This window comes from Pseudomonas fluorescens (genome assembly GCF_030344995.1).
Classification (GTDB): domain Bacteria; phylum Pseudomonadota; class Gammaproteobacteria; order Pseudomonadales; family Pseudomonadaceae; genus Aquipseudomonas; species Aquipseudomonas fluorescens_BF.
Genome location: NZ_CP128260.1, coordinates 4701466 through 4724569 on the forward strand (window position 1 = coordinate 4701466; position 23104 = coordinate 4724569).

27 protein-coding genes are annotated in these 23104 nt (G+C 60.8%); 12 read left to right on the forward strand and 15 right to left on the reverse strand.

What is annotated here, in order from left to right:
• Positions 1-12 precede the first annotated feature (12 nt).
• Positions 13-1026 (forward strand): alpha/beta hydrolase, encoded by a 1014-nt coding sequence (locus QR290_RS20975; RefSeq protein ID WP_115078752.1) that lies wholly within the window; start codon positions 13-15, stop codon positions 1024-1026.
• A 65-nt stretch (positions 1027-1091) separates the two neighbouring features.
• On the opposite strand, the gene QR290_RS20980 is transcribed toward QR290_RS20975, so the two are convergent.
• Together QR290_RS20980 and earP are read right to left on the reverse strand one after the other, a co-directional pair.
• Positions 1092-1661 (reverse strand): elongation factor P, encoded by a 570-nt coding sequence (locus QR290_RS20980; protein WP_007955690.1) that lies wholly within the window; start codon positions 1659-1661, stop codon positions 1092-1094.
• A gap of 48 nt (positions 1662-1709) precedes the next feature.
• Positions 1710-2852, reverse strand: coding sequence for an elongation factor P maturation arginine rhamnosyltransferase EarP (gene earP / locus QR290_RS20985; protein WP_289203516.1), 1143 nt, complete (start codon positions 2850-2852; stop codon positions 1710-1712).
• Positions 2853-2976: 124 nt separating this feature from the next.
• Here earP and QR290_RS20990 point away from each other — a divergent pair, with 124 nt between their 5' ends.
• Both QR290_RS20990 and QR290_RS20995 read left to right on the forward strand, forming a co-directional pair.
• Positions 2977-3384, forward strand: coding sequence for a hypothetical protein (locus QR290_RS20990; RefSeq protein ID WP_289203517.1), 408 nt, complete (start codon positions 2977-2979; stop codon positions 3382-3384).
• A 2-nt stretch (positions 3385-3386) separates the two neighbouring features.
• A complete protein-coding gene (locus tag QR290_RS20995) occupies positions 3387-3869 on the forward strand; it encodes a GreA/GreB family elongation factor (RefSeq protein WP_221535297.1) in 483 nt (160 codons plus the stop codon).
• A gap of 8 nt (positions 3870-3877) precedes the next feature.
• Here QR290_RS20995 and cysB read toward each other — a convergent pair whose 3' ends face one another.
• The 5 genes from cysB to QR290_RS21020 all read right to left on the reverse strand — a co-directional run bounded on the left by cysB (position 3878) and on the right by QR290_RS21020 (position 7836).
• Complete coding sequence (gene cysB, locus QR290_RS21000; protein ID WP_085700020.1) at positions 3878-4852, reverse strand: HTH-type transcriptional regulator CysB; 975 nt, start codon at positions 4850-4852, stop codon at positions 3878-3880.
• A gap of 113 nt (positions 4853-4965) precedes the next feature.
• Entirely contained in the window at positions 4966-5469 is a 504-nt protein-coding gene (locus QR290_RS21005; protein ID WP_115078756.1) for a universal stress protein, read from the reverse strand.
• Positions 5470-5567: 98 nt separating this feature from the next.
• On the reverse strand, positions 5568-6473 hold the full coding sequence (locus tag QR290_RS21010) for a 5'-nucleotidase (protein ID WP_007955682.1): 906 nt from the start codon (positions 6471-6473) through the stop codon (positions 5568-5570).
• Positions 6474-6496: 23 nt separating this feature from the next.
• Positions 6497-7453, reverse strand: a complete 957-nt coding sequence (locus QR290_RS21015; protein ID WP_289203518.1) for a putative 2-dehydropantoate 2-reductase — start codon at positions 7451-7453, stop codon at positions 6497-6499.
• A complete protein-coding gene (locus QR290_RS21020; protein ID WP_115078758.1) occupies positions 7450-7836 on the reverse strand; it encodes a thioredoxin family protein in 387 nt (128 codons plus the stop codon). Before QR290_RS21020 ends, QR290_RS21015 begins: the two co-directional genes overlap by 4 nt.
• Here QR290_RS21020 and QR290_RS21025 point away from each other — a divergent pair.
• Both QR290_RS21025 and QR290_RS21030 read left to right on the forward strand, forming a co-directional pair.
• Positions 7835-8278 carry a PilZ domain-containing protein gene (locus QR290_RS21025; protein ID WP_011335308.1) on the forward strand — a complete coding sequence of 148 codons (444 nt, stop codon included), beginning with the start codon at positions 7835-7837 and terminating at the stop codon, positions 8276-8278. The genes QR290_RS21020 and QR290_RS21025 overlap by 2 nt on opposite strands.
• Before the next feature lie 130 nt (positions 8279-8408).
• Positions 8409-9485: a 3-deoxy-7-phosphoheptulonate synthase gene (locus tag QR290_RS21030; protein WP_011335309.1), complete on the forward strand. Its 1077-nt coding sequence runs from the start codon at positions 8409-8411 to the stop codon at positions 9483-9485.
• Positions 9486-9553: 68 nt separating this feature from the next.
• Here the strand turns inward: QR290_RS21030 and QR290_RS21035 are convergent, their stop codons facing one another.
• On the reverse strand, positions 9554-9835 hold the full coding sequence (locus QR290_RS21035; protein ID WP_007955658.1) for a GNAT family N-acetyltransferase: 282 nt from the start codon (positions 9833-9835) through the stop codon (positions 9554-9556).
• A gap of 637 nt (positions 9836-10472) precedes the next feature.
• On the opposite strand from QR290_RS21035, the gene oprI reads away from it, so the two are divergent.
• The gene (gene oprI, locus QR290_RS21040; RefSeq protein WP_003183784.1) at positions 10473-10724 is read left to right on the forward strand and encodes an outer membrane lipoprotei OprI; all 252 of its coding nucleotides are present in this window, start codon (positions 10473-10475) and stop codon (positions 10722-10724) included.
• Positions 10725-10847: 123 nt separating this feature from the next.
• Here the strand turns inward: oprI and QR290_RS21045 are convergent, their stop codons facing one another.
• The 3 genes from QR290_RS21045 to QR290_RS21055 form a co-directional block, all read right to left on the reverse strand.
• Entirely contained in the window at positions 10848-11819 is a 972-nt protein-coding gene (locus QR290_RS21045; protein WP_115078759.1) for a L,D-transpeptidase family protein, read from the reverse strand.
• 151 nt (positions 11820-11970) lie between these two features.
• On the reverse strand, positions 11971-12264 hold the full coding sequence (locus QR290_RS21050) for a hypothetical protein (RefSeq protein ID WP_003226812.1): 294 nt from the start codon (positions 12262-12264) through the stop codon (positions 11971-11973).
• Positions 12265-12321: 57 nt separating this feature from the next.
• Positions 12322-12927: an arylesterase gene (locus QR290_RS21055; RefSeq protein ID WP_007955652.1), complete on the reverse strand. Its 606-nt coding sequence runs from the start codon at positions 12925-12927 to the stop codon at positions 12322-12324.
• Positions 12928-12937: 10 nt separating this feature from the next.
• Between QR290_RS21055 and QR290_RS21060 the strand changes: the two genes are divergently transcribed.
• Genes QR290_RS21060 through greB form a run of 3 tightly spaced genes read left to right on the forward strand, consistent with a single transcriptional unit; the run spans position 12938 to position 16657 of the window.
• Entirely contained in the window at positions 12938-13621 is a 684-nt protein-coding gene (locus QR290_RS21060) for an ABC transporter ATP-binding protein (RefSeq protein ID WP_007955651.1), read from the forward strand.
• Positions 13621-16125, forward strand: coding sequence for an ABC transporter permease (locus QR290_RS21065; protein WP_289203519.1), 2505 nt, complete (start codon positions 13621-13623; stop codon positions 16123-16125). Before QR290_RS21060 ends, QR290_RS21065 begins: the two co-directional genes overlap by 1 nt.
• Before the next feature lie 34 nt (positions 16126-16159).
• Entirely contained in the window at positions 16160-16657 is a 498-nt protein-coding gene (gene greB, locus QR290_RS21070; RefSeq protein WP_039770483.1) for a transcription elongation factor GreB, read from the forward strand.
• Positions 16658-16660: 3 nt separating this feature from the next.
• Here the strand turns inward: greB and QR290_RS21075 are convergent, their stop codons facing one another.
• The 3 genes from QR290_RS21075 to QR290_RS21085 form a co-directional block, all read right to left on the reverse strand.
• The gene (locus QR290_RS21075; RefSeq protein WP_085607170.1) at positions 16661-16969 is read right to left on the reverse strand and encodes a hypothetical protein; all 309 of its coding nucleotides are present in this window, start codon (positions 16967-16969) and stop codon (positions 16661-16663) included.
• A 250-nt stretch (positions 16970-17219) separates the two neighbouring features.
• The gene (locus tag QR290_RS21080) at positions 17220-17654 is read right to left on the reverse strand and encodes a DoxX family protein (protein ID WP_007950955.1); all 435 of its coding nucleotides are present in this window, start codon (positions 17652-17654) and stop codon (positions 17220-17222) included.
• Between the two features lie 107 nt (positions 17655-17761).
• Positions 17762-19183 (reverse strand): transglycosylase SLT domain-containing protein, encoded by a 1422-nt coding sequence (locus QR290_RS21085; RefSeq protein WP_289203520.1) that lies wholly within the window; start codon positions 19181-19183, stop codon positions 17762-17764.
• Between the two features lie 236 nt (positions 19184-19419).
• Between QR290_RS21085 and QR290_RS21090 the strand changes: the two genes are divergently transcribed.
• The 3 genes from QR290_RS21090 to QR290_RS21100 all read left to right on the forward strand — a co-directional run bounded on the left by QR290_RS21090 (position 19420) and on the right by QR290_RS21100 (position 22303).
• On the forward strand, positions 19420-20226 hold the full coding sequence (locus tag QR290_RS21090) for a TatD family hydrolase (protein WP_289203521.1): 807 nt from the start codon (positions 19420-19422) through the stop codon (positions 20224-20226).
• Between the two features lie 109 nt (positions 20227-20335).
• Complete coding sequence (locus QR290_RS21095) at positions 20336-21817, forward strand: methyl-accepting chemotaxis protein (protein WP_289203522.1); 1482 nt, start codon at positions 20336-20338, stop codon at positions 21815-21817.
• Positions 21818-21937: 120 nt separating this feature from the next.
• Positions 21938-22303 carry an Mpo1-like protein gene (locus QR290_RS21100; RefSeq protein WP_085612198.1) on the forward strand — a complete coding sequence of 122 codons (366 nt, stop codon included), beginning with the start codon at positions 21938-21940 and terminating at the stop codon, positions 22301-22303.
• 1 nt (position 22304) lies between these two features.
• Here QR290_RS21100 and QR290_RS21105 read toward each other — a convergent pair whose 3' ends face one another.
• Complete coding sequence (locus QR290_RS21105) at positions 22305-23099, reverse strand: acyl-CoA thioesterase (RefSeq protein ID WP_289203523.1); 795 nt, start codon at positions 23097-23099, stop codon at positions 22305-22307.
• Between the last annotated feature and the right edge of the window lie 5 nt (positions 23100-23104).

The following is a 23104-nucleotide window of genomic DNA, read 5'->3' on the forward strand; positions in this document are numbered from 1 at the left end:
CAGGAAATGAACATGAACACTTTCAGCAAAGTCTTGACCGGTACCCTTCTCGCCCTGTCCATCCACAGCGCATTTGCCGGGGAGGTTGAACACAACACCCAGGCGTTCCTTGATGTGCTGAACGCCGGCACTGGCAAACCGATGGAACAGATGACGCCCAAAGATGCCCGCGCCGTTCTGACCGGCGCGCAGTCCGGGGTCAAACTGACGCTGCCCAAAGCGGACGTCAGCGAGAAGACCATCCAGGTCGATGGCCAACCGTTGAGCCTGACCATCGTCCGGCCGGCCGGGGTCAAGGGCGAGCTGCCAGTATTCATGTTCTTCCACGGCGGCGGCTGGGTGCTGGGGGATTTCCCGACCCACGAACGTCTGGTGCGGGATCTGGTGGTCGGCTCGGGTGCGGCGGCGGTGTTCGTCAACTACACCCCTTCGCCGGAAGCGCATTACCCGGTGGCGATCAACCAGGCTTACGCCGCGACCAAATGGGTGGCCGAACACGGCAAAGAGATCAACGTCGACGGCAAGCGTCTGGCAGTGGCGGGCAACAGCGTCGGCGGCAACATGGCGGCAGTCGTCGCCTTGATGGCCAAAGACAAAGGCACCCCGGCGATCAAGTTCCAGGTGCTGCTGTGGCCGGTGACCGATGCCAGTTTCGACACCGGTTCGTATAACCAGTATGCCGAGGGACACTTCCTCACCCGCAACATGATGAAGTGGTTCTGGGACAACTACACCACTGACGCCAACCAGCGGAACGAGATCTACGCCTCGCCGCTGCGGGCCACGACCGCACAATTGAAAGGTCTGCCGCCTGCACTGGTGCAGACCGCCGGGGCCGACGTGCTGCGTGACGAAGGTGAAGCCTACGCCCGCAAGCTCGATGAAGCCGGGGTGCCGGTGACCTCGGTGCGCTACAACGGCATGATCCACGACTACGGTTTGCTCAACGTGGTCAGCCAGGTACCGGCGGTACGCTCGGCGATGCTGCAGGCCTCGGAAGAACTGAAACAGCATCTGAAGAAGTAATTTTCATCAGGCACAAAAAAGCCCGACTCAATGGTCGGGCTTTTTCTTTCCGCAAAAACCAGTGCTTATTTGGCACGGCCTTTGTAGGAACCGCCTTCGCGGGTATCGATCTCGATCATGTCGCCGATTTCGATGAAGTCAGCAACCGACAGCTCGGTACCGTTCTTCAGTTTGGCAGGCTTCATCACCTTGCCGGAAGTGTCACCGCGAGCGGAACCTTCGGTGTAGTCAACCTGACGCACGATGGTGGTCGGCAGCTCTACGGAAACCAGACGGCCTTCGAAGAATACGGCTTCGCAAACGTCGGTCATGCCTTCTTCCACGAATGGCAGAACGCTTTCGATGTCTTCGGCGTTCAGCTCGTACATGGTGTAGTCGGTGGTGTCCATGAACGTGTAGGAGTCACCGCTGATGAAGGACAGGGTCGCTTCTTTGCGATCCAGGATCACGTCGTCCAGCTTGTCGTCCGCGCCGTAAACGGTTTCGGTCTTGTAACCGGTCAGCAGGTTCTTCAGCTTGGTCTTCATGATCGCGCTGTTACGGCCCGACTTGGTGAATTCAGCTTTCTGAACCAGCCAAGGATCGTTGTCGATACGGATCACGGTACCGGGTTTGAGTTCTTTACCAGTTTTCATTGCGAATATCCGAATTTGGATGGGATTTACAAAAATCTAGGCCGCGTATCATATCCAATTTCGGTAAAACTGTACCAGCGCCGTCGCAAGATCCGCCTGTGAGGCCTGTTCCAGACACCACGCGCGGGCATTTTCCTGCAGCTCGGGCCAGTGTTTACGGGCCTCAAGCCAGTGCTGGCCGATAGGCTGCCCGGCACTCCAGGCACGCCATAGACCGTTCATCGCCTCGGCGGCAGCGGGCGAAAGGCGTTTTGTGTAGAGCGCAAGGAAGGCGTCGAGCTTGTCCAGATGAATGTCTTCATCCTGCTGATAGATGTGCCACAGCATCGGCCGCCCAGCCCATTGCGCCCTGACAAACGAGTCCTCGCCGCGCACCGCGTTGAAATCGCAGCACCAGAGCAATTGATCGTATTGATCCTGACGGACGAACGGTAGCACCTGCACGGTCAGCGCCTTGCGAACATGCGTCGCCCCGACCGCCAGCGACTCGACCCCGAGCCAACAGGCGACATCGCCGAGAATCCGCCCTTCCGGCACCAGCAGATGAGTGGGTGTCGAGTCCGCCGCCAGCACATCCAGCCAGCTGGCGAGTCCGGCATTTTCGTAGGCAAACAGCGAGATCAATTGCGCACCGGGTGCAGGATCGATCCCCAGACCGTGCAGGAATTGTCGCTGCGCCTCGGGATCCTGCTGAAACTGCTGACGCCGCTCCAGCAAACCGCTCTCACGCAACAGGCCGCCGGTACCCGGATGGAACCCCGGAAAGAAAAAGTACTTCTGCACCGATTTGTACTTCACCGACGGCAATCCGTGGCAGCCGACCACCCAGTCTTCGGCACTGAGGTAGTCGAGGTTCATCCACAACGGCGGCTTTTCCCGTGCGGCCATGGCGTCCATGTAGACACTCGGCAACTGGCAGGCAAACGCGGCGATCACCACGTCGGCCGCCTCCACCTCCTGCCATTCTGCTGGCCAGTGCCGGACTTCGACGCCCTGCTGCCATTGCTGATCGAGGCTAATGTCGATTTCGGGGCAGATGCGTTCGAAAGCACGCAGGTCATCGACCCACAGCCGCACCGCCATTGCCTGCTCGCTGACCAGTTGCCGGGCCAGACGCCAGGTCACGCCAATGTCGCCGTAGTTGTCGACGACCGTACAAAAAATGTCCCAGCGGGTTTTCGGTTGCGGCATTCAAGGCTCCCGTTGGCAAAAGCGCCGATTGTCCGCATAAATGTCTCCATGCAGAAGAGCCGACGGCAATTAATCTTCGTGCGACAATCGCGACTTGCCCGCATTCATCCGCCAGGAGGCAGCCATGCCCTATCGTCCCAACCCGCGTCGCCCCTTGCCTGTTCAGCTTAGCGCGCTGCAATTGACCGGCAGCATTGCCCTGGGTCTATGGCTGGGTTTCATGGCCATTGCGCTGACGTGCTGGCTCGCTTCACGCTTTTTCTTCAATGAACAATTGGCACCGGTTGCTCAGGCCGTGCAGCAACTGGCCAACCCGCCCGCCGTCCGAGTGGTACCGGATATTCCGCCGCAGAGCCCGTTGTTCGAGCAGTACGAAGAAAACCTGCGCAAGAACGAGCAACAGGCGCGCCTGGATCAGGCCCGTGGCAGCACACGTAATCTGTCGAACCCCAAATGCCAGTTCTGGCTGCAACAGGATCAGACGGCCCCGAGCGAAAAGAGCCGCGCCAACGTCCTGCAATTTTGCGATTGATCATGAATAAACAGACAGTTCACCAACTGATTCTCGACAAGCTGCGCGTCGACCTCGACATCGCCGAACGCGCGGCACAAACCGCTTATGAAACCGCGACCCACGAAGAAAACATCGCCGAAAACAAGTACGACACCCTGGGACTCGAGGCGTCGTACCTGGCAGCAGGCCAGGCGAAACGGGTCGAAGAGATACGTCAGTCACTGGCGCTGTGCCAGAACCTGACGCTGCGCGCGTATGACGATCAGCGAGGAATTGAAGTCGGCGCCCTGCTGGGTCTGGAAGACGAAAAGGGTCGCGAGCAATGGCTGTTTCTGGCGCCGGATGCGGCGGGCCTGAAAGTCGACGTGGTGGGTCAGCCGATTACCGTCATCACACCGCGCTCGCCGCTGGGCAAAAGCCTGCTGGGCAAGTTCGAGGGTGACGAGGTGGAGATTCTGGTGGCAGGCACCCGGCAACAGTTTGCTGTCACCGAGGTGCTCTAGACAGGGGCTTAGTGAACCGGCAGTTCGACGCCTTCGAACAGCTCTTCCAGTTCCTGCTTGTTGTGGCACTGAATGGCCTTGGCCATGACATCACGGGTCAGGTGCGGCGCGAATTTTTCGATGAAGTCGCACATGAAGCCACGCAGGAAGGTGCCGCGACGGAAACCGATCTTGGTCACGCTGGACTCGAACAGTTCGCTGGCATCGAGCACCACCAGATCGTTATCCAGTTTGGTGTCGACCGCCATTTTCGCCACGATGCCAACGCCCAGGCCCAGGCGCACGTAGGTTTTGATCACGTCGGCGTCGGCGGCGGTGAACACCACTTTCGGCGTCAGGCCGCGATGGCTGAAGGCTTCGTCGAGTTTCGAACGACCGGTGAAACCGAACACGTAAGTCACGATCGGGTATTCGGCCAGCGCTTCGAGGGTCAGCTTCGGCAGTTTGGTCAGCGGGTGGCCCTGAGGCACGACCACGCAACGGTTCCAGCGGTAGCACGGCATCATCACCAGATCGCCGAACAGCTCCAGCGCTTCGGTGGCAATGGCGAAATCGACGGTGCCGTCAGCGGCCATCTCGGCGATCTGCATCGGCGAACCCTGGTGCATGTGCAGCGCCACGTCCGGGTATTGCTTGATGAAATTGCTGATCACCGGCGGCAGTGCATAACGCGCCTGGGTGTGGGTGGTGGCGATCGACAGGGTGCCCTTCTTCTCGTTGGAGAACTCCTGGGCGATCTGCTTGATGCTTTCGACCTTGCGCAGAATCTCACCGGCGGTGGTGATGATGCGCTCGCCGGCCGGAGTCACGCGGGTCAGGTGCTTGCCGCTGCGGGCGAATACTTCGACGCCCAGTTCGTCTTCCAGCAGACGGATCTGTTTACTGATGCCCGGTTGCGAGGTGTAGAGGCTTTGGGCTGTAGCGGAAACGTTGAGGTCGTGGTGCGCCACTTCCCAGATGTAGCGCAATTGTTGAAGCTTCATATGAATCCCTCAAAGCAGGTAGACGCCACGGGCATCAGCGACGGTATATAACTATATTAATGGTTTGAAGAATAAATCTAGAACTTTTTTATCAAAGTGCCATTATTCCTGCTTCAGCGATCCTCCCGACGCCGACGCTCCACCAGCGGCACCAGATAAACCGGCACCTTGGACAATTGCAGCAGCCGTGCCGCCGTTCGCCCCAACGGTGTTTCCGCACCGACCCCGTGGCTGTGACTTCCTACGATCAGCAAATCGACAGAGAGTTTCTGCACCTGATCGAGAATCACCTGTGACGGATCGCCCTGCAGCACCCGCACCGCGCGTATCCGCTGCAGGTCCTGCTCGCCGTCGTCCCCCAGCTCTTCGCGAAAACTGTCGAGCACCCGCTGCTCGATATTGGCGATGACGGTTTTCAGACCCTGACTGTGAAATTCGTTCAACGCCTGTTCGTCGAGATAGCTCTGCAACACCGATTCGGCAAACAGCCCCATGGGCTCCACCGCATGCACCACGTACAGATCGGCATTGAACGTTCGCGCCATCGCCAGGGCATGCTGCATCACTAACGGTGCGTACAGACCGAGGTCAGTGGCATACAGCATCGAACGAATCATATGACCTCCTCGCGCTCCAACATGGCGGAGATTTGATTCAGCTTAGCAGTGCCTTGGCGAGTACGACGTGCGACGCAACGTCTTGAACCACGTGGGCTTTAGACCGCCGGTTCGTTGCTGATGCCGTGGGGCACGTGACCGGTCGCCACGACTTCCCGGGCCAGCTCGCAGTGACCGGCCTGATCGTCGAAAAACACGTCGGCGGCAAAGGCTTCGAGGAACGCCGATTTGGTCAGGCCACCGAGAAACAGCGATTCGTCCAGACGAATGTCCCACTCGCGCAAGGTGCGGATCACCCGCTCGTGGGCCGGCGCCGAACGCGCGGTGACCAATGCGGTGCGGATCGGGCACTCCTCGTCGGAGAACTCGCGCTGCAACAGATTGAGCGCCGCCAGAAAACCCTTGAACGGTCCGCCGCGCAACGGTTCGCGCGCGGACTCACGCTCCTTGGCCTGGAAGGCTTCGAGTCCACCGGATTGATAGACGCGTTCCGACTCGTCGGAAAACAGCACCGCGTCACCGTCGAAGGCGATGCGCAATTCATCGCTGGCCGCGCGACTGGCGCCGCCGGACAGAATGGTCGCCGCTGCGAAACCGGCATCCAGTGCGGCGCGCACATCTTCGGCGTGGGTGGAGAGAAACAGGTCGCAACCAAAGGCCTTCAGATACGGATAAGGACTGCGCCCGCCGACAAACGCCGCGCGGGAGATTGCCAGGCCGTAATGACCAATGGAGTTGAAAACGCGCAGGCCGGTGTCGGCGCTGTTGCGCGACACCAGAATCACCTCGACCCGGGCGCGGCCGAGGCGACTGTTGAGGTTGAGGAGTTTTTCCACCAGCGGAAAAGCATCGCCCGGCGCAAGAATTTCGTCTTCGTGATCGATCTGATATTGCCGGTAGGCTTCCACGCCACTCGACTCATACACCTTGTGACTTTCGCTCAGGTCGAACAGGGCACGGGACGAAATCGCCAGCACCAGTTTGTCATCGATGTTCTTGGCCATGCCTTTCCCCCAGTGCGACCGGTTTAAACGTTGCGCCGGTCGATAAAGCTCAATGTGCGATACAACGATTCGATACGCGGTAACTCGCAGCCTGCCGCTTTTGCCGCTGCCAAAGGACGAGCGTAGATCGCCTCCAGCTCCAGCGGTCGTTTGTGCAAAAAGTCGTGGTACATGCTCGGCCAATAGTCGGGCATTTTCTCGGTCATCATGAACAGGTATTCGGCGTAACCGGGCGGCATGTCGTGACCGCAGGCCTTGGCGCCCTGCACCACCTCAGCCATCAGCGCCTGAATCAATGCCCGGCTGTCAGTGTCGGCCATCAACGGTGTGGTGCTGGCACCGAGCAACACCGAAAGCCCGTTGTAGGGAATGTTCCACACCAGTTTCTGCCAGCGCGCCTGATGCAGGTTCGGCATCGCCTGCGAGTCGAGACCGGCGGCCCGGAACAGGCCGGCGCCCTCCTCGACGATTGCCATGCGCACCGCGTCATCCGGTGCCGGGCCGCTGTGATAACCGACGTTCACCGCCCCCAGCGCCTGGTGAGTGATTTGCCCCGCCCCTTCACGGTGGACGCAGATCAGGCACAAGCCGCCCAGCAAATGCAGGGAATCGGGCAACAGCGCACGCAGGCTGTCTTCGACATCAAGGCCGTTTTGCAGCACCAGCACTTTCGCGTCGGGTTTCGCCGCCTGAATGATCGACGGTGCCAGCCCGGCATTGCTGGTGGTCTTGGCGCCGACCAACAGCCAGTCGCAGGGCGGCATGTCTTCTGCCGACGAATAAGCCTGCACCGGGTTCAGCGTCAATGCGCCATGCACGGCACTGTCCACCTGCAAGCCGCGCTCGGCAACCGCGGAAAATTCACTGCGCAACAGAAAGTGCACATCGAACCCGGCCCGGGCCAGCATCACCCCGTAAAACCCTCCGATGGCGCCGGTGCCGATAATCCCCACCACCGGTTTGTTGACTGCTCCCATCACGGCAACTCCTCTGCAATTCGACCCAGCGCCTGCGCCACGGCTGCGTTCAGCTCATCGACATTCAGGCGCGTGTGCACTGCCCCAAAGAACTCGCCGTTGCGCACCACAAAGAGTGCCGGCAAATGAAAGACCTGATAACGCTCGACAAGCCCGCCGTTGTCACCGGCATCGATCCAGCACACGCGATCGACGGCCAGATCGAGCCCCGGCAACACTTCGCGGGCATAGCGGCAACTGGCGCAGCCGACGCTGGTGAAAATCACCAGCGAAACGCCGTTCATCGCCAGCAGCCGTTGGTCGGCGTCAAAATCGGTCAGCTGCGATTCGACCACTATACTGGGGGAAACAATGTCAAATGGCCGACACAGGGAGTCTGTGCTCATGGGACGGTTTATTCCTCATCCGGATGATGTGCCCGTTGAATTGACCTTGCTCACACCGGAGTGTATTTCGCGTCAACGGCTGCACACTATCAGCCTCGGCGGCATCGCTTGCAATTACCACCGTGCCTGGCGCCATGGCACCGCGCTGCAAGTGCGCATGCCGACCCTCAATGCCGACATCTGTTATCCGGGCTACGTGGCCTGGTGCCTGCGACGCAAGAAAGGCTATCTGGTGGGCATCGCCTTCACCGACGAACAGACGCTGTTCAGCGCGCGAATGGGTGAGCAGGTGTGTCAGATCGAGCGCTATTGCCGACTCAACGACGCCCACGACGATCTCCAGGATATTCAGGCCCTGGCCCTGCAATGGGTCGAACAACACGCCGACGAGTTCTCCCACGACACCGTTCGCAAAGCTTTTGCGCAGCCAGTGCTGGACTGAACAGTTACTTGCCCATTGTCTAGCAGGCTCCTAACGCGATAAGGTTCGGCTCCCCGACGCGCTTAAATCCGCTGTGCTCCGCCGCGCGGGGATCGCTGGCGGCCGGCACCCGTGACCTGACGAGTAAACGATGGCTGATTTACCGATCAACGACCTGAACGTCGCTTCCAACGAGACCCTGATCACTCCTGATCAGCTCAAGCGTGATATCCCTCTGAGCGACGCTGCCCTGCGCACCGTCACCAAGGGTCGCGAAGTCATCCGCAACATTCTCGATGGCACCGACCATCGCCTGTTCGTGGTGATCGGCCCCTGCTCGATCCACGACATCAAGGCTGCCCACGAATATGCCGATCGCCTGAAAGTGCTGGCGGCAGAAGTTTCGGACACCCTGTATCTGGTCATGCGCGTGTATTTCGAGAAGCCACGGACCACCGTCGGCTGGAAAGGCCTGATCAACGACCCGTACCTGGATGACTCGTTCAAGATCCAGGACGGTCTGCACATCGGTCGCCAGTTGCTGCTGGACCTGGCCGAGAAAGGCCTGCCGACCGCGACCGAAGCCCTTGATCCGATCTCCCCGCAGTATCTGCAGGACCTGATCAGTTGGTCGGCCATCGGCGCGCGAACCACCGAATCCCAGACCCACCGCGAAATGGCTTCCGGCCTGTCCTCGGCGGTCGGCTTCAAGAACGGCACCGACGGCGGCCTGACCGTGGCGATCAACGCCTTGCAGTCGGTTTCCAGCCCGCACCGTTTCCTGGGTATCAACCAGGAAGGTGGCGTGTCGATCGTCACCACCAAAGGCAACGCCTACGGTCACGTGGTGCTGCGTGGCGGCAACGGCAAGCCGAACTACGATTCGGTCAGCGTCGCCCTGTGCGAGCAGGCGCTGAACAAGGCCAAGATCAAGCCGAACATCATGGTCGATTGCAGCCACGCCAACTCCAACAAGGACCCGGCCCTGCAACCGCTGGTGATGGAGAACGTTGCCAACCAGATCCTCGAAGGCAACCAGTCGATCATCGGCCTGATGGTCGAGAGTCACCTGAACTGGGGCTGCCAGGCGATCCCGAAAGATCTCGCCGACCTGCAATACGGCGTGTCGATCACCGATGCCTGCATCGACTGGTCCGCTACCGAAAACACCTTGCGCAGCATGCACGCCAAGCTCAAGGATGTACTGCCGAAACGTCAGCGCGGCTGACAGCCATATCGCAGGCATAAAAAAACGCCGGGCATTGCCCGGCGTTTTTGTGTGTGCGGTGAGGTCAGTCAGATCTTGGCGGTGCGCCGCTGATGACGCTCCATGTAACGCTCCACGTAGGAGCACGATGGAATGACCGTGTAGCCCATTTCATCGGCGTACTGCAACGCCCGCTCGGTCAGGGCCGCCGCGATGCCTCGGCCACGCAAGGCGTTGGGCACGAAGGTGCGGTAGATATCCAGGGTCTGTTTCCCCAGATCCATATAGGTCAGGTAGGCACGATGACCGTCCACATTGGTCTCGAACTGATGACCAGCCTGGTCATGGTGGATGGACAACGCCTCGCTCATCACTACTCCTCGCGGGTCTCGAATTCTGACCCCTACCTTACCGATGTTTTCCCGGCGAAGGAACATCTACGCCACCCCGTGCCTGATGGACACCGAGAAGAACTGCACCGATCTCGCGCAACCCGAGCACGTATCAAATAGTAGGCACCATTGGCGAAAATGCTCAAGGTACGCTCGTCATCATGCAGATTGACGGGGCAGTTCCGGTGGACTCAGGGCCGGCTCGGGAGACGATCTTCCCGAGCCGAAAGGCTGAACATCGCCGGATGTTGAGACTTAAGACGAGCCCCCTGTTTTAAAGTCACCTCAACATGGACAAAGATATGCGAGGCGCTGCGCAAATTCGCAACAAAAGTGTGGACGAATCCATATAGACAGACTTTAGCCACTACCTGCAAAACAGCGAAGGGCAACGGGAACTTTTTCTCATTAACTCGCTCATCTCGGGGCTTACAGCTGGATATTTTTTATACAGCGCAGTTAAAAGTTGCTCGAAAAAGAATCAACGCCTACAATTTTTTTTGCTTCTTGCCTCACGTCAGTTTACTTACTACAAGTAATGGGTAGTATGTACGCCGGCTATTTCCTCAATCGGAGGAGACAGCCACTTAATTGAAAGTCCTTGAAGGGGAACACGATGAACAACGTTCTGAAATTCTCTGCTCTGGCTCTGGCCGCAGTTCTGGCTACCGGTTGCAGCAGCGCATCGAAAGAAACCGAAGCACGTCTGACCGCTACTGAAGACGCAGCTGCTCGCTCCCAGGCTCGTGCAGACGAAGCTTACCGTAAAGCTGATGAAGCTCTGGCTGCTGCTCAAAAAGCACAACAGACTGCTGACGAAGCTAACGAGCGTGCTCTGCGCATGCTGGAAAAAGCTAGCCGCAAGTAATAGTCCTTCGGGATTGTTATCAAGCCGACCCATTTTTTGGGTCGGCTTTTTTGTGCCTGCAGTTTCCTGCAGGCAATAAAAAACCCGCCGCTGCGCAAGCCTCGGCGGGTTTCATCTTTCAGCTTATTGCTGCAGGTCAATCGGTGCGCTGGAGACCATCGGCGCCGAGGTGTTCGGCGTGCCGATTTCGGTTGGCAGGCCATCTTCGGCCGCCACCACATCACGCACCACATCCCAGTCCATGCGCAGGTTGTTGGTGATGTCTTCACGCTTGAGCATCGCGTTGATCACGGCGGTGTGCTTGTCGACTACCGAGGGGTTGCCCTTGTCGTCGATCGGCGTGTGCGCTTCCAGATAGATCTTGCCGCCACTGCGACCGAACTTGTAAGCGTCGTTGAGGATTCGTACCGAAGTCCCCACCGGCACCATGCTGGCCATTTCCAGCACGTTGTTGTTGAACATGCGGAAGCAGCCGTGGCTGGTACGCATGCCGATACCGAATTTCTTGTTCGAGCCGTGGATCAGGTAGCCCGGCGTGCCCAGGGTAAACTTGAACGGACCCAGCGGGTTGTCCGGACCGGCCGGCACCACGTTCGGCAGCGGATCACCATCGGCGGCGTGTTCAGCCTTGATCGAGGCTGGCGGCGTCCAGGTCGGATTCGGTGTCTTGGCAGTGATCGTGGTGTGGGCAATCGGCGAACCCCAGCCTTCACGACCGATACCCAGCGGGAAGGTGTAGACCACGTTCCGGCCTTTCGGGTAGTAATAGAGGCGGTATTCGGCGAGGTTGATCACGATGCCTTCACGCGGGCCTGGCGGCAGGATGAAGCGGGTCGGCAGGACCACTTCGGTGCCGGCGCCCGGCAGCCAGGCATCGACGCCCGGGTTGGCCGCGACCATTTCCGAATAGCCCAGATCGTAGGTGGTGCCCAGATCGGCAAAGGTGTCTTCGTACTTGGCCTTGATCACCTGCACCTGGCCGATGATGTCCTCACCAGGCGGTGGCAGTGGAAACTCCAGTGCGGCAACGGGACCGGCCACACACAGGGCGGCAAGAGACAGGCAGCGGGTGACGGCAGGAAAACGCGGCAACATCCGGAGAATCCTTCGCAAGATCGACAAGGGTAATAAGAACGCGATTGTACACCGCGCCCAGAGAATTCGGGGAGATGCGCCGATGGGCTGGCATCACTCTTCATGATTGAAGCTGCCGCCCGCACGGTCAGCATTCGAAAGATGCCTGAGCTTAAAGCTCGAAACGCAGCTCAGGCCAGATCGGCGAGGTGCCGCGCTTCTGCGATTCGAGGATCGCCCGGCACAGCGAGCACAGGCGCTGATCCTGAAACACCCGGCGATCCACGCTCGACCAGCGCGGTTGCGCCGGCAGCAGACTGCCGCACAGGGTTCGGTCAGCCGAGCCGCCGAGCTCCAGTTGACGGGTCACCAGATGCACCCGCACTTCCTGGCAGGCGAACAGATCCAGCTGTTCGTCAGGCTCGATCAGTTGGTAGGCAAACAGGGACCAGGCAGGACGCGGCATCGGGGGCTCCAAATAAGGGGGCGCCACATTAGCCGAAAGCCTGCCGCTAGAAAAGCCTCATAGCAGCGGTTTTAGCGTCGGCCAGACATTTTCCAGCAACTTGCCCTGAGCCCCGGCAGCCGGGTGCAGACCGTCGGCCTGCATCAGGTCCGGATGACCGCCCACGCCGTCGAGAAAAAACGGCACCAGCGGGATTTTTTTCTCCTCGGCGAGTTTGCCGTAGACCTCGGCAAAGGCATCGGTGTAGCGCTTGCCGTAGTTGGGTGGCAACTGCATACCGAGCAACAACACCTTGGCACCGCTTTGGCGGGAGCTGTCGATCATCGAAGCAAGATTTTGTTGCAATTGCGTCGGCGGCATACCGCGCAGGCCATCGTTGCCGCCCAACTCGAGGATCACCAGCTCCGGTTTATGCTCTGCAAGCAGCGCGGGCAGCCGCGCCTGGCCTCCGGCACTGGTGTCGCCACTGATGGACGCATTGACCACTTTGTCGTCAAAACCTTCGGTCTTGAGCCGCTGTTCGAGCAACGACACCCACCCCAGCCGGGTATCCAGTCCGAAACCGGCGCTGATACTATCGCCAACGATCAGGACTGTACCCGCCGCTGCGTTCTGGGCCATGCACATCAAGGCCAGGCCAGCACTCAAAAACCACACACGCATCGGATTCTCCATGGGCGCAAGCATTCTCACCGCGAAGAACCTTAGCAAAGTGGTTCCCAGCGCGGAAGGTGAACTGACCATCCTGCACGAACTCAGCCTGGAACTGAACAAGGGCGATAGCCTGGCCATCGTCGGCGCGTCCGGTTCCGGCAAATCCACCCTGCTGGGTCTGCTCGCCGGCCTTGATCTGCCGAGCAGCGGCGAAGTGACGCTCGCCGGGCAAGGCCTGAGCAATCTCGACGAAGACCAGCGCGCGCGCATTCGTGCCGAACACGTGGGTTTCGTCTTTCAATCGTTCCAGTTGCTCGACAGCCTCAACGCGCTGGAGAACGTCATGCTGCCGCTGGAGCTCGACGGCCGCAAAGACGCCCGCAGCCGCGCCACCGAATTGCTGCAACGGGTCGGCCTCGGCCAGCGCCTGACACACTCGCCGCGCCAGCTCTCCGGCGGTGAACAACAACGCGTGGCGATTGCCCGGGCCTTCGCCGCCGAGCCGGACGTGCTGTTCGCCGACGAACCCACCGGCAACCTCGACAGCCACACCGGCGAGCGCATCAGCGACTTGCTGTTCGAATTGAACAAGGAACGCGGCACCACCCTGGTGCTGGTGACCCACGACGAACGCCTGGCCCATCGGTGCCGGCGTCTGATCCGTCTTGAAGCCGGCCTGTTGGTCGCCCCTCTGGAGCCTTGATGGCACGTCTGCCGCTGTTGCGTCTGTTCAGTCTCGCCCTGCGCCAACTGATGCGCGATGCCCGCGCCGGTGAACTGCGGGTGCTGTTTTTCGCCTTGGTCGTGGCAGTGGCGGCGAGTACCGCGATCGGCTATTTCGGCGCCCGCCTCAACGGCGCGATGATGCTACGCGCCACCGAGTTTCTCGGCGCCGACCTGTCGCTCGAAGGCAGTTCGCCGGCCCGGCCGGAACAGATCCGGAGCGGCACCGAGCTGCGTCTGGATCATGCGCAGGTGGTGGAGTTTTCCAGCGTCATCGCCACGGACAACGGGATTCAGCTCTCCAGTATCAAAGCCGTCGACCGCGCCTATCCCCTGCGCGGCGAGCTGAAAAGCGCCCCCGCCCCTTACGCGACGGAAGAAGCCGGGGGCGAGCCGCAGCCCGGTGAAGCCTGGGTTGAAGCGCGCCTGCTGACAGCGCTGGACCTGAAAATCGGCGACAGCATCGACGTCGGCATGAAAACGCTGAAACTGACGCGAGTGCTGACCTATGAACCGGATCGCGCCGGCAACTTCTACAGCCTCACGCCACGCGTAATGATCAACCTCGACGACCTCGCCGCGACCGGCGTGGTGCAACCCGGCAGTCGGGTGAGCTACCGCGAACTCTGGCGCGGTGAGCCGCAAGCGCTGGAAACCTATCGCCAACTGATCAAACCGGGCCTCGCCGCCAACCAGCGTATTCAGGATGCCCGCGATGGCAATCGGCAGATCGGCGGCGCACTGGGCAAGGCCGAACGCTATCTGAACATGGCCAGTCTGGTGGCCGTGCTTTTGGCCGGTGTCGCGGTGGCGTTGTCGGCCAACCGCTTTGCCAGTCGGCGTTTCGATGCCAGCGCCCTGCTCCGTTGCCTGGGCCTGTCGCGCCGGGAAACCCTGGTGCTGTTCAGTCTGCAATTGACGGTGCTCGGCCTGCTCGCCAGCCTCAGTGGCGCCGTGCTCGGCTGGCTCGCGCAATTGGGATTGTTCGCGCTGCTGCATGATCTGCTGCCGACCGACGTACCGCCGGGTGGCTTGCTGCCGGCGCTGGCCGGCATCGGCACCGGGCTGGTGGCACTGGCCGGTTTCGCCCTGCCGCCGCTCGCTGCCTTGGGCCGCGTGCCGCCGCTGCGGGTATTGCGTCGGGACATGCTGCCGATTCCGTCGAGCACCTGGATGGTCTACGGCGCGGCACTCGGTGCGCTCGGGCTGATCATGTGGCGCCTGAGCCTGGACCTGCTGCTGACGTTCGCCCTGCTCGGCGGCGGTGTGGTCGCCGCGCTGGTGCTCGGCGGCTTGCTGCTGTTGCTGCTGCAAAGCCTGCGTCGCCTGCTCGCGCGCGCGTCCCTGCCGTGGCGTCTCGGGCTGGGTCAGCTGTTGCGCCATCCTTTGGCGGCCGCCGGCCAGTCATTGGCTTTCGGGCTGATCCTGCTGTCCATGGCGTTGATTGCCTTGCTGCGCGGCGAACTGCTCGACACCTGGCAGAACCAGTTGCCGAAAAATGCCCCCAACTATTTCGCCCTGAACATCCTGCCGGCGGACAAACAGGCCTTCACCGATCACCTGATCAATGTCTCGGCCCAGGCCGCGCCGCTGTATCCGGTGGTACCGGGACGCCTGATCAGCATCAATGGCGAAGCGGTGCAGCAGATTGTCAGCAAGGATTCGGCCGGCGACCGCGCCATCCAGCGCGACCTGAGCCTGACCTGGGCCGCTGATCTGCCGGCGGGCAACAAAATCACCGCTGGTTCGTGGTGGACCGGCCAACCTTCGGACGATGTTCCGGGCGTCTCGGTGGAAGGCAAAGTGGCCGAAAGCCTCAAGCTCAAACTGGGCGATCACATGGTGTTCAGCGTCGGTGGAGTCAATCGCGAAGCGAAGGTCACCAGCCTGCGGGAGATCAACTGGGACAACTTCCAGCCGAACTTCTTCATGATCTTCCAGCCCGGCACCCTGAAGGATCTGCCGGCGACCTACCTGACCAGCTTCTATCTGGCCCCCGGTCACGATCAGCAGATTGTCGAGCTGTCGCGAGCGTTCCCGGCGGTGACCATCCTGCAGGTCGAAGCCTTGCTCGAACAGCTGCGCAGCATCCTCGCCCAGGTCACCCTGGCGGTGGAGTATGTGTTGTTGTTTGTGTTGGCGGCGGGGATGGCGGTGTTGTTTTCCGGGTTGCAGGCAACGCTGGATGAACGCATTCGCCAGGGTGCGCTGTTGCGTGCGCTGGGTGCCGAGCGGCAGTTGCTGATCAAGGCGCGACGCATCGAGTTCGGTTTACTCGGCGCGGTCAGCGGATTGCTCGCGGCGATCGGTTCGGAAGTGGTGAGTCTGGTGCTGTATCGCTTCGCCTTCGACCTGCCATGGCATCCCCATCCGTGGTTGCTGCTGTTGCCGTTGATCGGCGCGGCGCTGATCGGTGGCGCCGGGGTGTTCGGCACGCGGCGTGCGCTGAACGCCAGCCCGCTGACAGTGTTGCGCGAGGGTTGATAGACTCCCGCCATCTTGATCAAAAGAAGTTGCCATGAGCCGTTATCGCCCTCCCCGCACCGCCGGCACCGCGCTGATCACCCCCGAAGGTGAAGCACGGATGCGCGCCGAATTCCATGAGCTGTGGCATGTGCGCCGCCCGCAGGTGACGCAATCGGTCAGCGAGGCGGCGGCTCAGGGTGATCGTTCGGAAAATGCCGAATACACCTACGGCAAGAAAATGCTGCGCGAGATCGACAGTCGCGTGCGTTTTCTCACCAAACGCCTTGAAGCGTTGAAAGTGGTCAGCGAAAAACCGAGTGATCCCAACAAGGTCTACTTCGGCGCCTGGGTGACCATCGAAGACGAGGACGGCAAACAGTCGCGCTATCGCATTGTCGGCCCGGACGAACTGGACCTGAAACTCGGCCTGATCAGCATCGACTCACCGCTGGCCCGCGCCCTGATCGGCAAGGCGCTGGATGCTGAAGTGCGGGTACAGACGCCGACCGGCGAACAGTTCGTCTACATCGTGGCGATCGAATATCCCTGAAGCTCAGCGTCGGGTGATCAGGCCCTGGCGTGCGACGCGGGTCAGTTGGCGAATCATTTCCGGCGCCTCTTCAAGGCTCGGGGCCTGAATGACGGCCAGATCGAAGCTGTCATCGGCAAAACGCGCCAGCGACTCACCGTCTTCGACAAACTGGATCAGGAATGCGGCAGGACCGCCGCTGCGACGTGGCCAGCCATCGAGATAACGCAACAGCGTCGGCTGATGTTTGCCGCCAAGCAGGATTTTCGGATTGCGCTGGGTGATGTGTGCCGTGATCGGCGCGGGACGTGCTGGAGGGCGTAGTGCATTCATCGTGTCGTGTCTCTGCCTCAAAAGTCTGCATGGCAGGTGAGAGGCAACACCGAACCAGCGCTTTAGCGGTATTTCGAAGCCCTGTTCCGGCTTCTGACGGCAACTGAAGAATAGTCACCTGGCGCCCCGCAAGTAGCTGTTTAAATCGGCGCATGAGCGGCATCCTAGAGAACGTGACCGGCCAGTGTCAAGAATCAGCCGCAACAAAAAAGGCCCGCACAATGCGGGCCTTTTGCTTGAGCCAGAGCCTTCAACCGGCGATGGCGCGATCCACCGAGAGCTTGCCGGCGCCTTCGATCAGCACCGCGAGGCTGCCGCCGAGCAGGGCCAGGGCGAACTCGTAACCGTTGTTGGCCATGAACAGACCGTTGCTGATATGCACGGTGAAGATCGCCACCAGCGACAGGAAGGTCAGACCCAGTGCCGCCGGGCGAACCAGCAGGCCGATGATCAGCGCCAGACCGGCGAAGAACTCGGTACCGCCGGCCAGAGTGGCCATCAGGTAACCCGGGGTCAGGCCGATGCTTTCCATGTATTGCGCGGTGCCTGCCAGACCGTAGCCACCGAACAGGCCGAAGAGTTTCTGCGAGCCGTGGGCGGCGAAGATCACGCCGACGGCAATGCGCAGAATGGTCAGACCGTAGCCGGCGCGGGTGAACAGAACCTTGTTGATCAGAGAGCTCATGTTGCGTTTCCTTGTTGTCAGAAGTGCGTGTTGGTTGGCCGCTATATTAATCAGTTAATTTCATGTTAAAAGCGCAAAAATTCTGCCATAACAATCAACTTATTAGATTATTTGCGTGAGACCACTTTCTGCCCTGCGGGCTCCAACGACTCCCGCTCCCGGTCGAACGCCAAGTAATACTTGTTCACGCTATTAACATAGCTGACGGCACCCATTCCCACCTGCTCCATGGCGATGCGCTCGACCTGGAAGAACCACTGGTTGGGATTCAGGCCGCGACGTCGCGCCTCGGCGCGCATGCCTTGCACCCGCTCCGGGCCGATGTTGTACGCCGCCAGGGTGAACGCCATGCGCTCGCGCTCATTGAGTTTCGGACTGTTGAAAAACTTGCGGCGGATCATCGCCAGGTACTTGGCCCCGGCCTGCACATTCGCATCGAGATTCTGGATATTGTTGACGCCGACCCGCTGCGCGGCGGAGGGGGTGATCTGCATCAGCCCGGTCGGCCCGCTGCCGCTGCGCGCGTTGGGCTGCAGCGCCGACTCCTTGAACGCCAGCGCCGCCAGGTTGAGCCAGTCCATGTTTTGCGCTTCGGCGTGTTTCTGCAGGGTCGGGCGCAGTTTTTCCAGGCGCTGACGGTCAGCCTTGGCCAATGGATAGTGCACTTGATAGAGGCGGCGGTAGATCCGCAGAAATGCCGCATCTTCGTTCGACGGTTTTTTGTAGCCGGTCAGGAAGCGGTCGATGCTGGCCCGCAACATCGAGGCATCGCGGCGCACGAACCAGTATTCCTCGCCCGGTTCGCTGATCATCACCTGGCGGTCGAAACGCAGCTTGGGCAGGATCTTGCCCCATCGCTCGGCAATCGGTTGCTCGACGATGGTCAGGTGGAAGATCCCGCCCTGAACCATCTCCAGCACATCTTCGACCGCCAGCGTCGGATCGACCCATTCGATCTTGATCGGCGCCAGTTTGTGCAGCGCCAGCTTCTGGTTGAGCTGGCTGACCGCCTCCCCCGCCGCACTGCCGGTGGGCAGCGCCAGGGTTTTGCCCGACAGTTGCTCGACCTTGGTGTAGCGCTTCTCGCCCTTGATGCCGACCAGCACCAGCGGCACGTTGCTGGCAATCGGCTCGCTGCTGGCGACCGCGTGGCCCGGTTGCAACTCGAGCAGTTCGCCCGGCGCAACAAGATCGCCTTCGCCGCGCTGTAACGCGCCGAGCAATTGATCCTTGGCTTTGGGGATGATCTTGAGGGTGATTTCCTGACCGTCGCGGGCGTGGCCATTGAGGTACTGCTCGAAGGCGCGTAGACGGTGGTATTCGATGCCGATGGCCTGACCCTGAACTTCGCCGGAGCTGTTGCGGCTCTGGTTGACCAGCACCCGCAGGACGCGGCTGCTGCGGATCTCGGTCAGGTCACGGACCTTGGCGGCCGGCACGGCTTGCAGAGGCCCGGGCAGCCGCGCGACCGCCGTCATCGGCAGCAGCAACGAACCACACAGCAGGAGCAAAACCGAGGGACGAACCATCCACTCTCCGGAAAGAATACGGGGTGTTTTCACCGCTGAACGGTCACGAAACACCGACGAAAACAGAGCGCCTGGAGCGCTGATAAAGTGCGAGAGACTGGCACAGTGATGGCAACTCTGCCAACCCGTGTTGCCTCGCGGCCTCAACAGACAGCCATAAGCCGTTGTAGTTCTTGGCTTTTCTTATAAATCTACAGCTCTGATATGCTTTCCGGCCTTCGGCCCGAGGTAGCACCATGCAACTCATCGATATCGGCGTCAACCTGACCAACCCCAGTTTCGCCGACAAACACCAGGCCGTGCTCGACCGCGCCTACGCTGCCGGGGTCTGCCAACTGGTGCTGACCGGCACCAGTGTCGAAGGCAGCGAACAGGCAATGGAGCTATGCCAGCAACTGGATCCGGACGGCCAGCGACTGTTCGCCACCGCCGGCATTCACCCGCATTCGGCCAGCAACTGGAACGCTGACAGCGCGCGGCGTCTGCGCAGCCTGCTGCAGGAATCGAACGTGGTCGCGGTGGGCGAATGCGGGCTGGATTTCAACCGTGATTTCTCTCCGCGCCCGCAGCAGGAAAAAGTCCTCGAAGAACATTTGGCGCTGGCTGCCGAACTGCAATTGCCGGTGTTTCTGCATGAGCGTGATGCGAGCCAGCGCCTGCTGGAAATCCTCCGTGATTTCCGCGACCGCTTGCCCGCCGCCGTGGTGCATTGCTTCACCGGCGAGCAGAAAGCGTTGTTCAGTTACCTCGATCTGGACCTGCACATCGGCATCACCGGCTGGATCTGCGATGAGCGTCGCGGCACCCATTTGCATCCGCTGGTGAAGGAGATCAAACGCGGTCGCCTGATGCTGGAAAGCGATGCGCCGTATCTGCTGCCACGCACATTGCGACCAAAACCGAAAAACGGCCGCAACGAACCGGCGTATCTGACCGAAGTGCTGCGTGAAGTCGCGTTGCATCGAGGCGAGACCGAGGAAGATCTGGCAGCCCACACCACCGCGTGCGCACGAGCTTTCTACGGTTTACCTACCCTGCCCTGAGCCGAGGCGAATGCATCACTTGTTGATGCACATCAAGATCCGGGCACCTGCGTAGCGGCACAATAATGGCACCTTGCCAAAACTGTTTCCGCTATCAGAGAAGACCTCCATGGGTGCCTGGCTTAGCAATATCTCGCTGAAATACAAATTCTGGGCGGTCAACGCGGTCGCCTTTGTCACCACTTTGTTGCTGGTGCTGTACGCCGTACAGCTCGAACAACAGGCCCGCAGTCATGCCGCGCAAACCTCGGCCCAGGCCCAGGCGCAGTTGCTCAAGGCCTGGCCGGCCGGGCAGGCGCTGCCCAAATCCGATCAAGTGCTGACGTTCAAACGCGGGGAAGCACCGCGCCTCAACGATCAGCCGCTGCTGGAGATCACCGACAGCAACGGCTGGATCGAGATCAGTCACTTGCCGTTGTTCGGCGAAAACCCGCTGCTCGGCGCCGAGGTCTTCAGCCGTGCCGATGGCCAGCAGGTCGCCGTGATCGCCTACGCCCCCAGCCTCAGCCAGGTGTTCAGCGAGCGCTTCGCCAACTATGCGGTGGCGGTGTTCATCCTGATGCTGGCGATGCTCGGCGCTTCACAGTTGCTGATCCGCTTTCTGCTCAGCCAGCTCAACACCCTCAAGGACGTAATGCTGCACGTGGAGAAAACCGGCGACCTCTCCGCCCGTGTGCCGCTAGCTTGCAAAGATGAAGTCGGGCAGATGGCCAACGCGTTCAACGCGATGCAGGCCGGTTATCAGCGCGTGGTCACCACCGTGGCCAACACCGCGCGGCAACTCGACGTCGGTGCCGCACGCCTGGCATCGAGCATGAACGAGGTGCGTCACGGCATGCTCGGCCAGCAAAGTGAAACCGATCAGGCCGCCACGGCGATCAACGAAATGACCGCCACCGTCTACCACATCGCCCAGCACGCCGGCGCCACACGCGACCTGTCGCAGACCGCCGATGGCCTGGCCGGCAGCGGCCAGCAAGTGGTGAGCCGGGTGCAGACTTCGATTGCCGGGCTGTCCAGCGGCGTGCAGCAGACCGCCGAGATGATCCAGCGCCTGGCCGAGGACAGCCAAAAGATCAACGGCGTGGTCAGCGTGATCCACAGCATCGCCGAACAGACCAATCTGCTTGCACTCAACGCCGCGATCGAAGCGGCGCGTGCCGGGGAAATGGGTCGCGGGTTTGCGGTAGTCGCCGACGAGGTGCGCAACCTCGCCAAACGCGTGCAGACCTCCACCGATGAAATCACCACCATGGTGTCGGCGTTGCAGGCTGGCACCCGCGACGCGGTGGACTTCATGCAGGAGAGTTCGTACAAGGCCGACGACTGCGTGCAACAGGCGCAAGAGGCCGGCGAAGCACTGGCGGAAATCACCGGAGCGGTGGCGCAGATGCGCGAGAGCAACACACAGATTGCGGTGGCGGCAGAACAGCAAAGTCAGGTTGCCGAAGAGATGAACCGCGCGGTGGTGAGCATTCGCGACGTGACCGAAAACACCGTGCAACAGACCGTTGATTCGGCAACCACCAGTAACGAGTTGGCGACGCTGGCCGGGGAACTGAACAAGGCGATCGGCCAATTGAAGCTCTAGGGGGCAACATCAAGAATGGCCATTGTGCCTATCACTTCAATAGCCAACCTTGATTCGCCGCTCTGGCTGCCCGGGCCTATTCTTCAACCATGTACCAAACATGGATCGAGGAGCAGCAACATGGGCAAACGTCACCCCAACCTTCCCGCGTGGCAATGGCGCGCGTACCCGAACAACCATCAGCACCCGACCAATCTGGTGCTGCACCTGATTGCCGTGCCGCTGTTCATCGTCGCGTTTCTGTTGATCGTCTCGGGCGTGTTCAGCCTGAGTCTGGCCAGCGTGGCAATCGGCGTGATCGGCGTCATCGCGGCGCTGGGTCTGCAGCGTCACGGCCACAGCCTGGAGGCGCAAGCCTCCGAGCCGTTCAGTGATCGCAAGGACGCCGTCTCGCGTCTGCTGGTCGAACAGTTTCTGACGTTTCCACGGTTCTTCCTCAGCGGCGGCTGGTTCCGCGCCTGGCGTGAGCGTCACCGTCGGCACTGAGTCAGGCGAAGATCGTCACCGTCTGCCGACTCATGGCAATCAGTTCACCTTTCGCGCTCCACAGCTTGGCGGCGACATGGCCGTAACCGTCGGCCGCATACTCGATGTCCGCCAGGTATTGGCAAAAATCCAGCGTACTCAAATTCCGTAATGGCTGAACGAATTCGATGGTCCAGGTCAGCGTGCTGCCCGGTGCCGGTTTCTTCAGGTACGGCAACAGCGCAGGCGGCCAGGCATCGACCAGCGCCAGCAGGTGCGCCTCGTTGACCGGTTCTTCCTTCACATCCCCACGCAAACGCACCCAGCCGCCCATCAGCCGCGATCGATTGCCGGTGAACGGCATGCCGCCGACACTCCAGCGCATCGCCAGATGACGCATGAACTCCGGGGTTACGCCTTTGATGTACGGCAGTTCCTGGCAGTCGTCCCAGTGCTTCATCTCCGGTGCCGGATAGGCTTCAACCGCCACTTCCGACGGCCGCGAAGCCCCGAAGCTGCCTTGCACCATTGTCACCACCTGACCGTTCTGCACCGCACGCCCCAGCACCTGGCTGACCGCTTTGCCTTCGCGCAGCACTTCGACTTCAAAGCTCACCGGCACTTCGGGCTCGACCGGGCCGACAAAGGTGATCGCCAGCGAACGCACCGGCCGCTCGGCCGGCACTTTGCTGCGCATTACTTCAAATTGCAGTGCAGCAACCAAGCCGCCAAAACTGGCCCGGCCCTGCCCCCACTCCGCCGGAATCGTGACCTCCGGTTGACGACGGACAGCATCGATCAGATCGCAAAAGCGCATGGAAA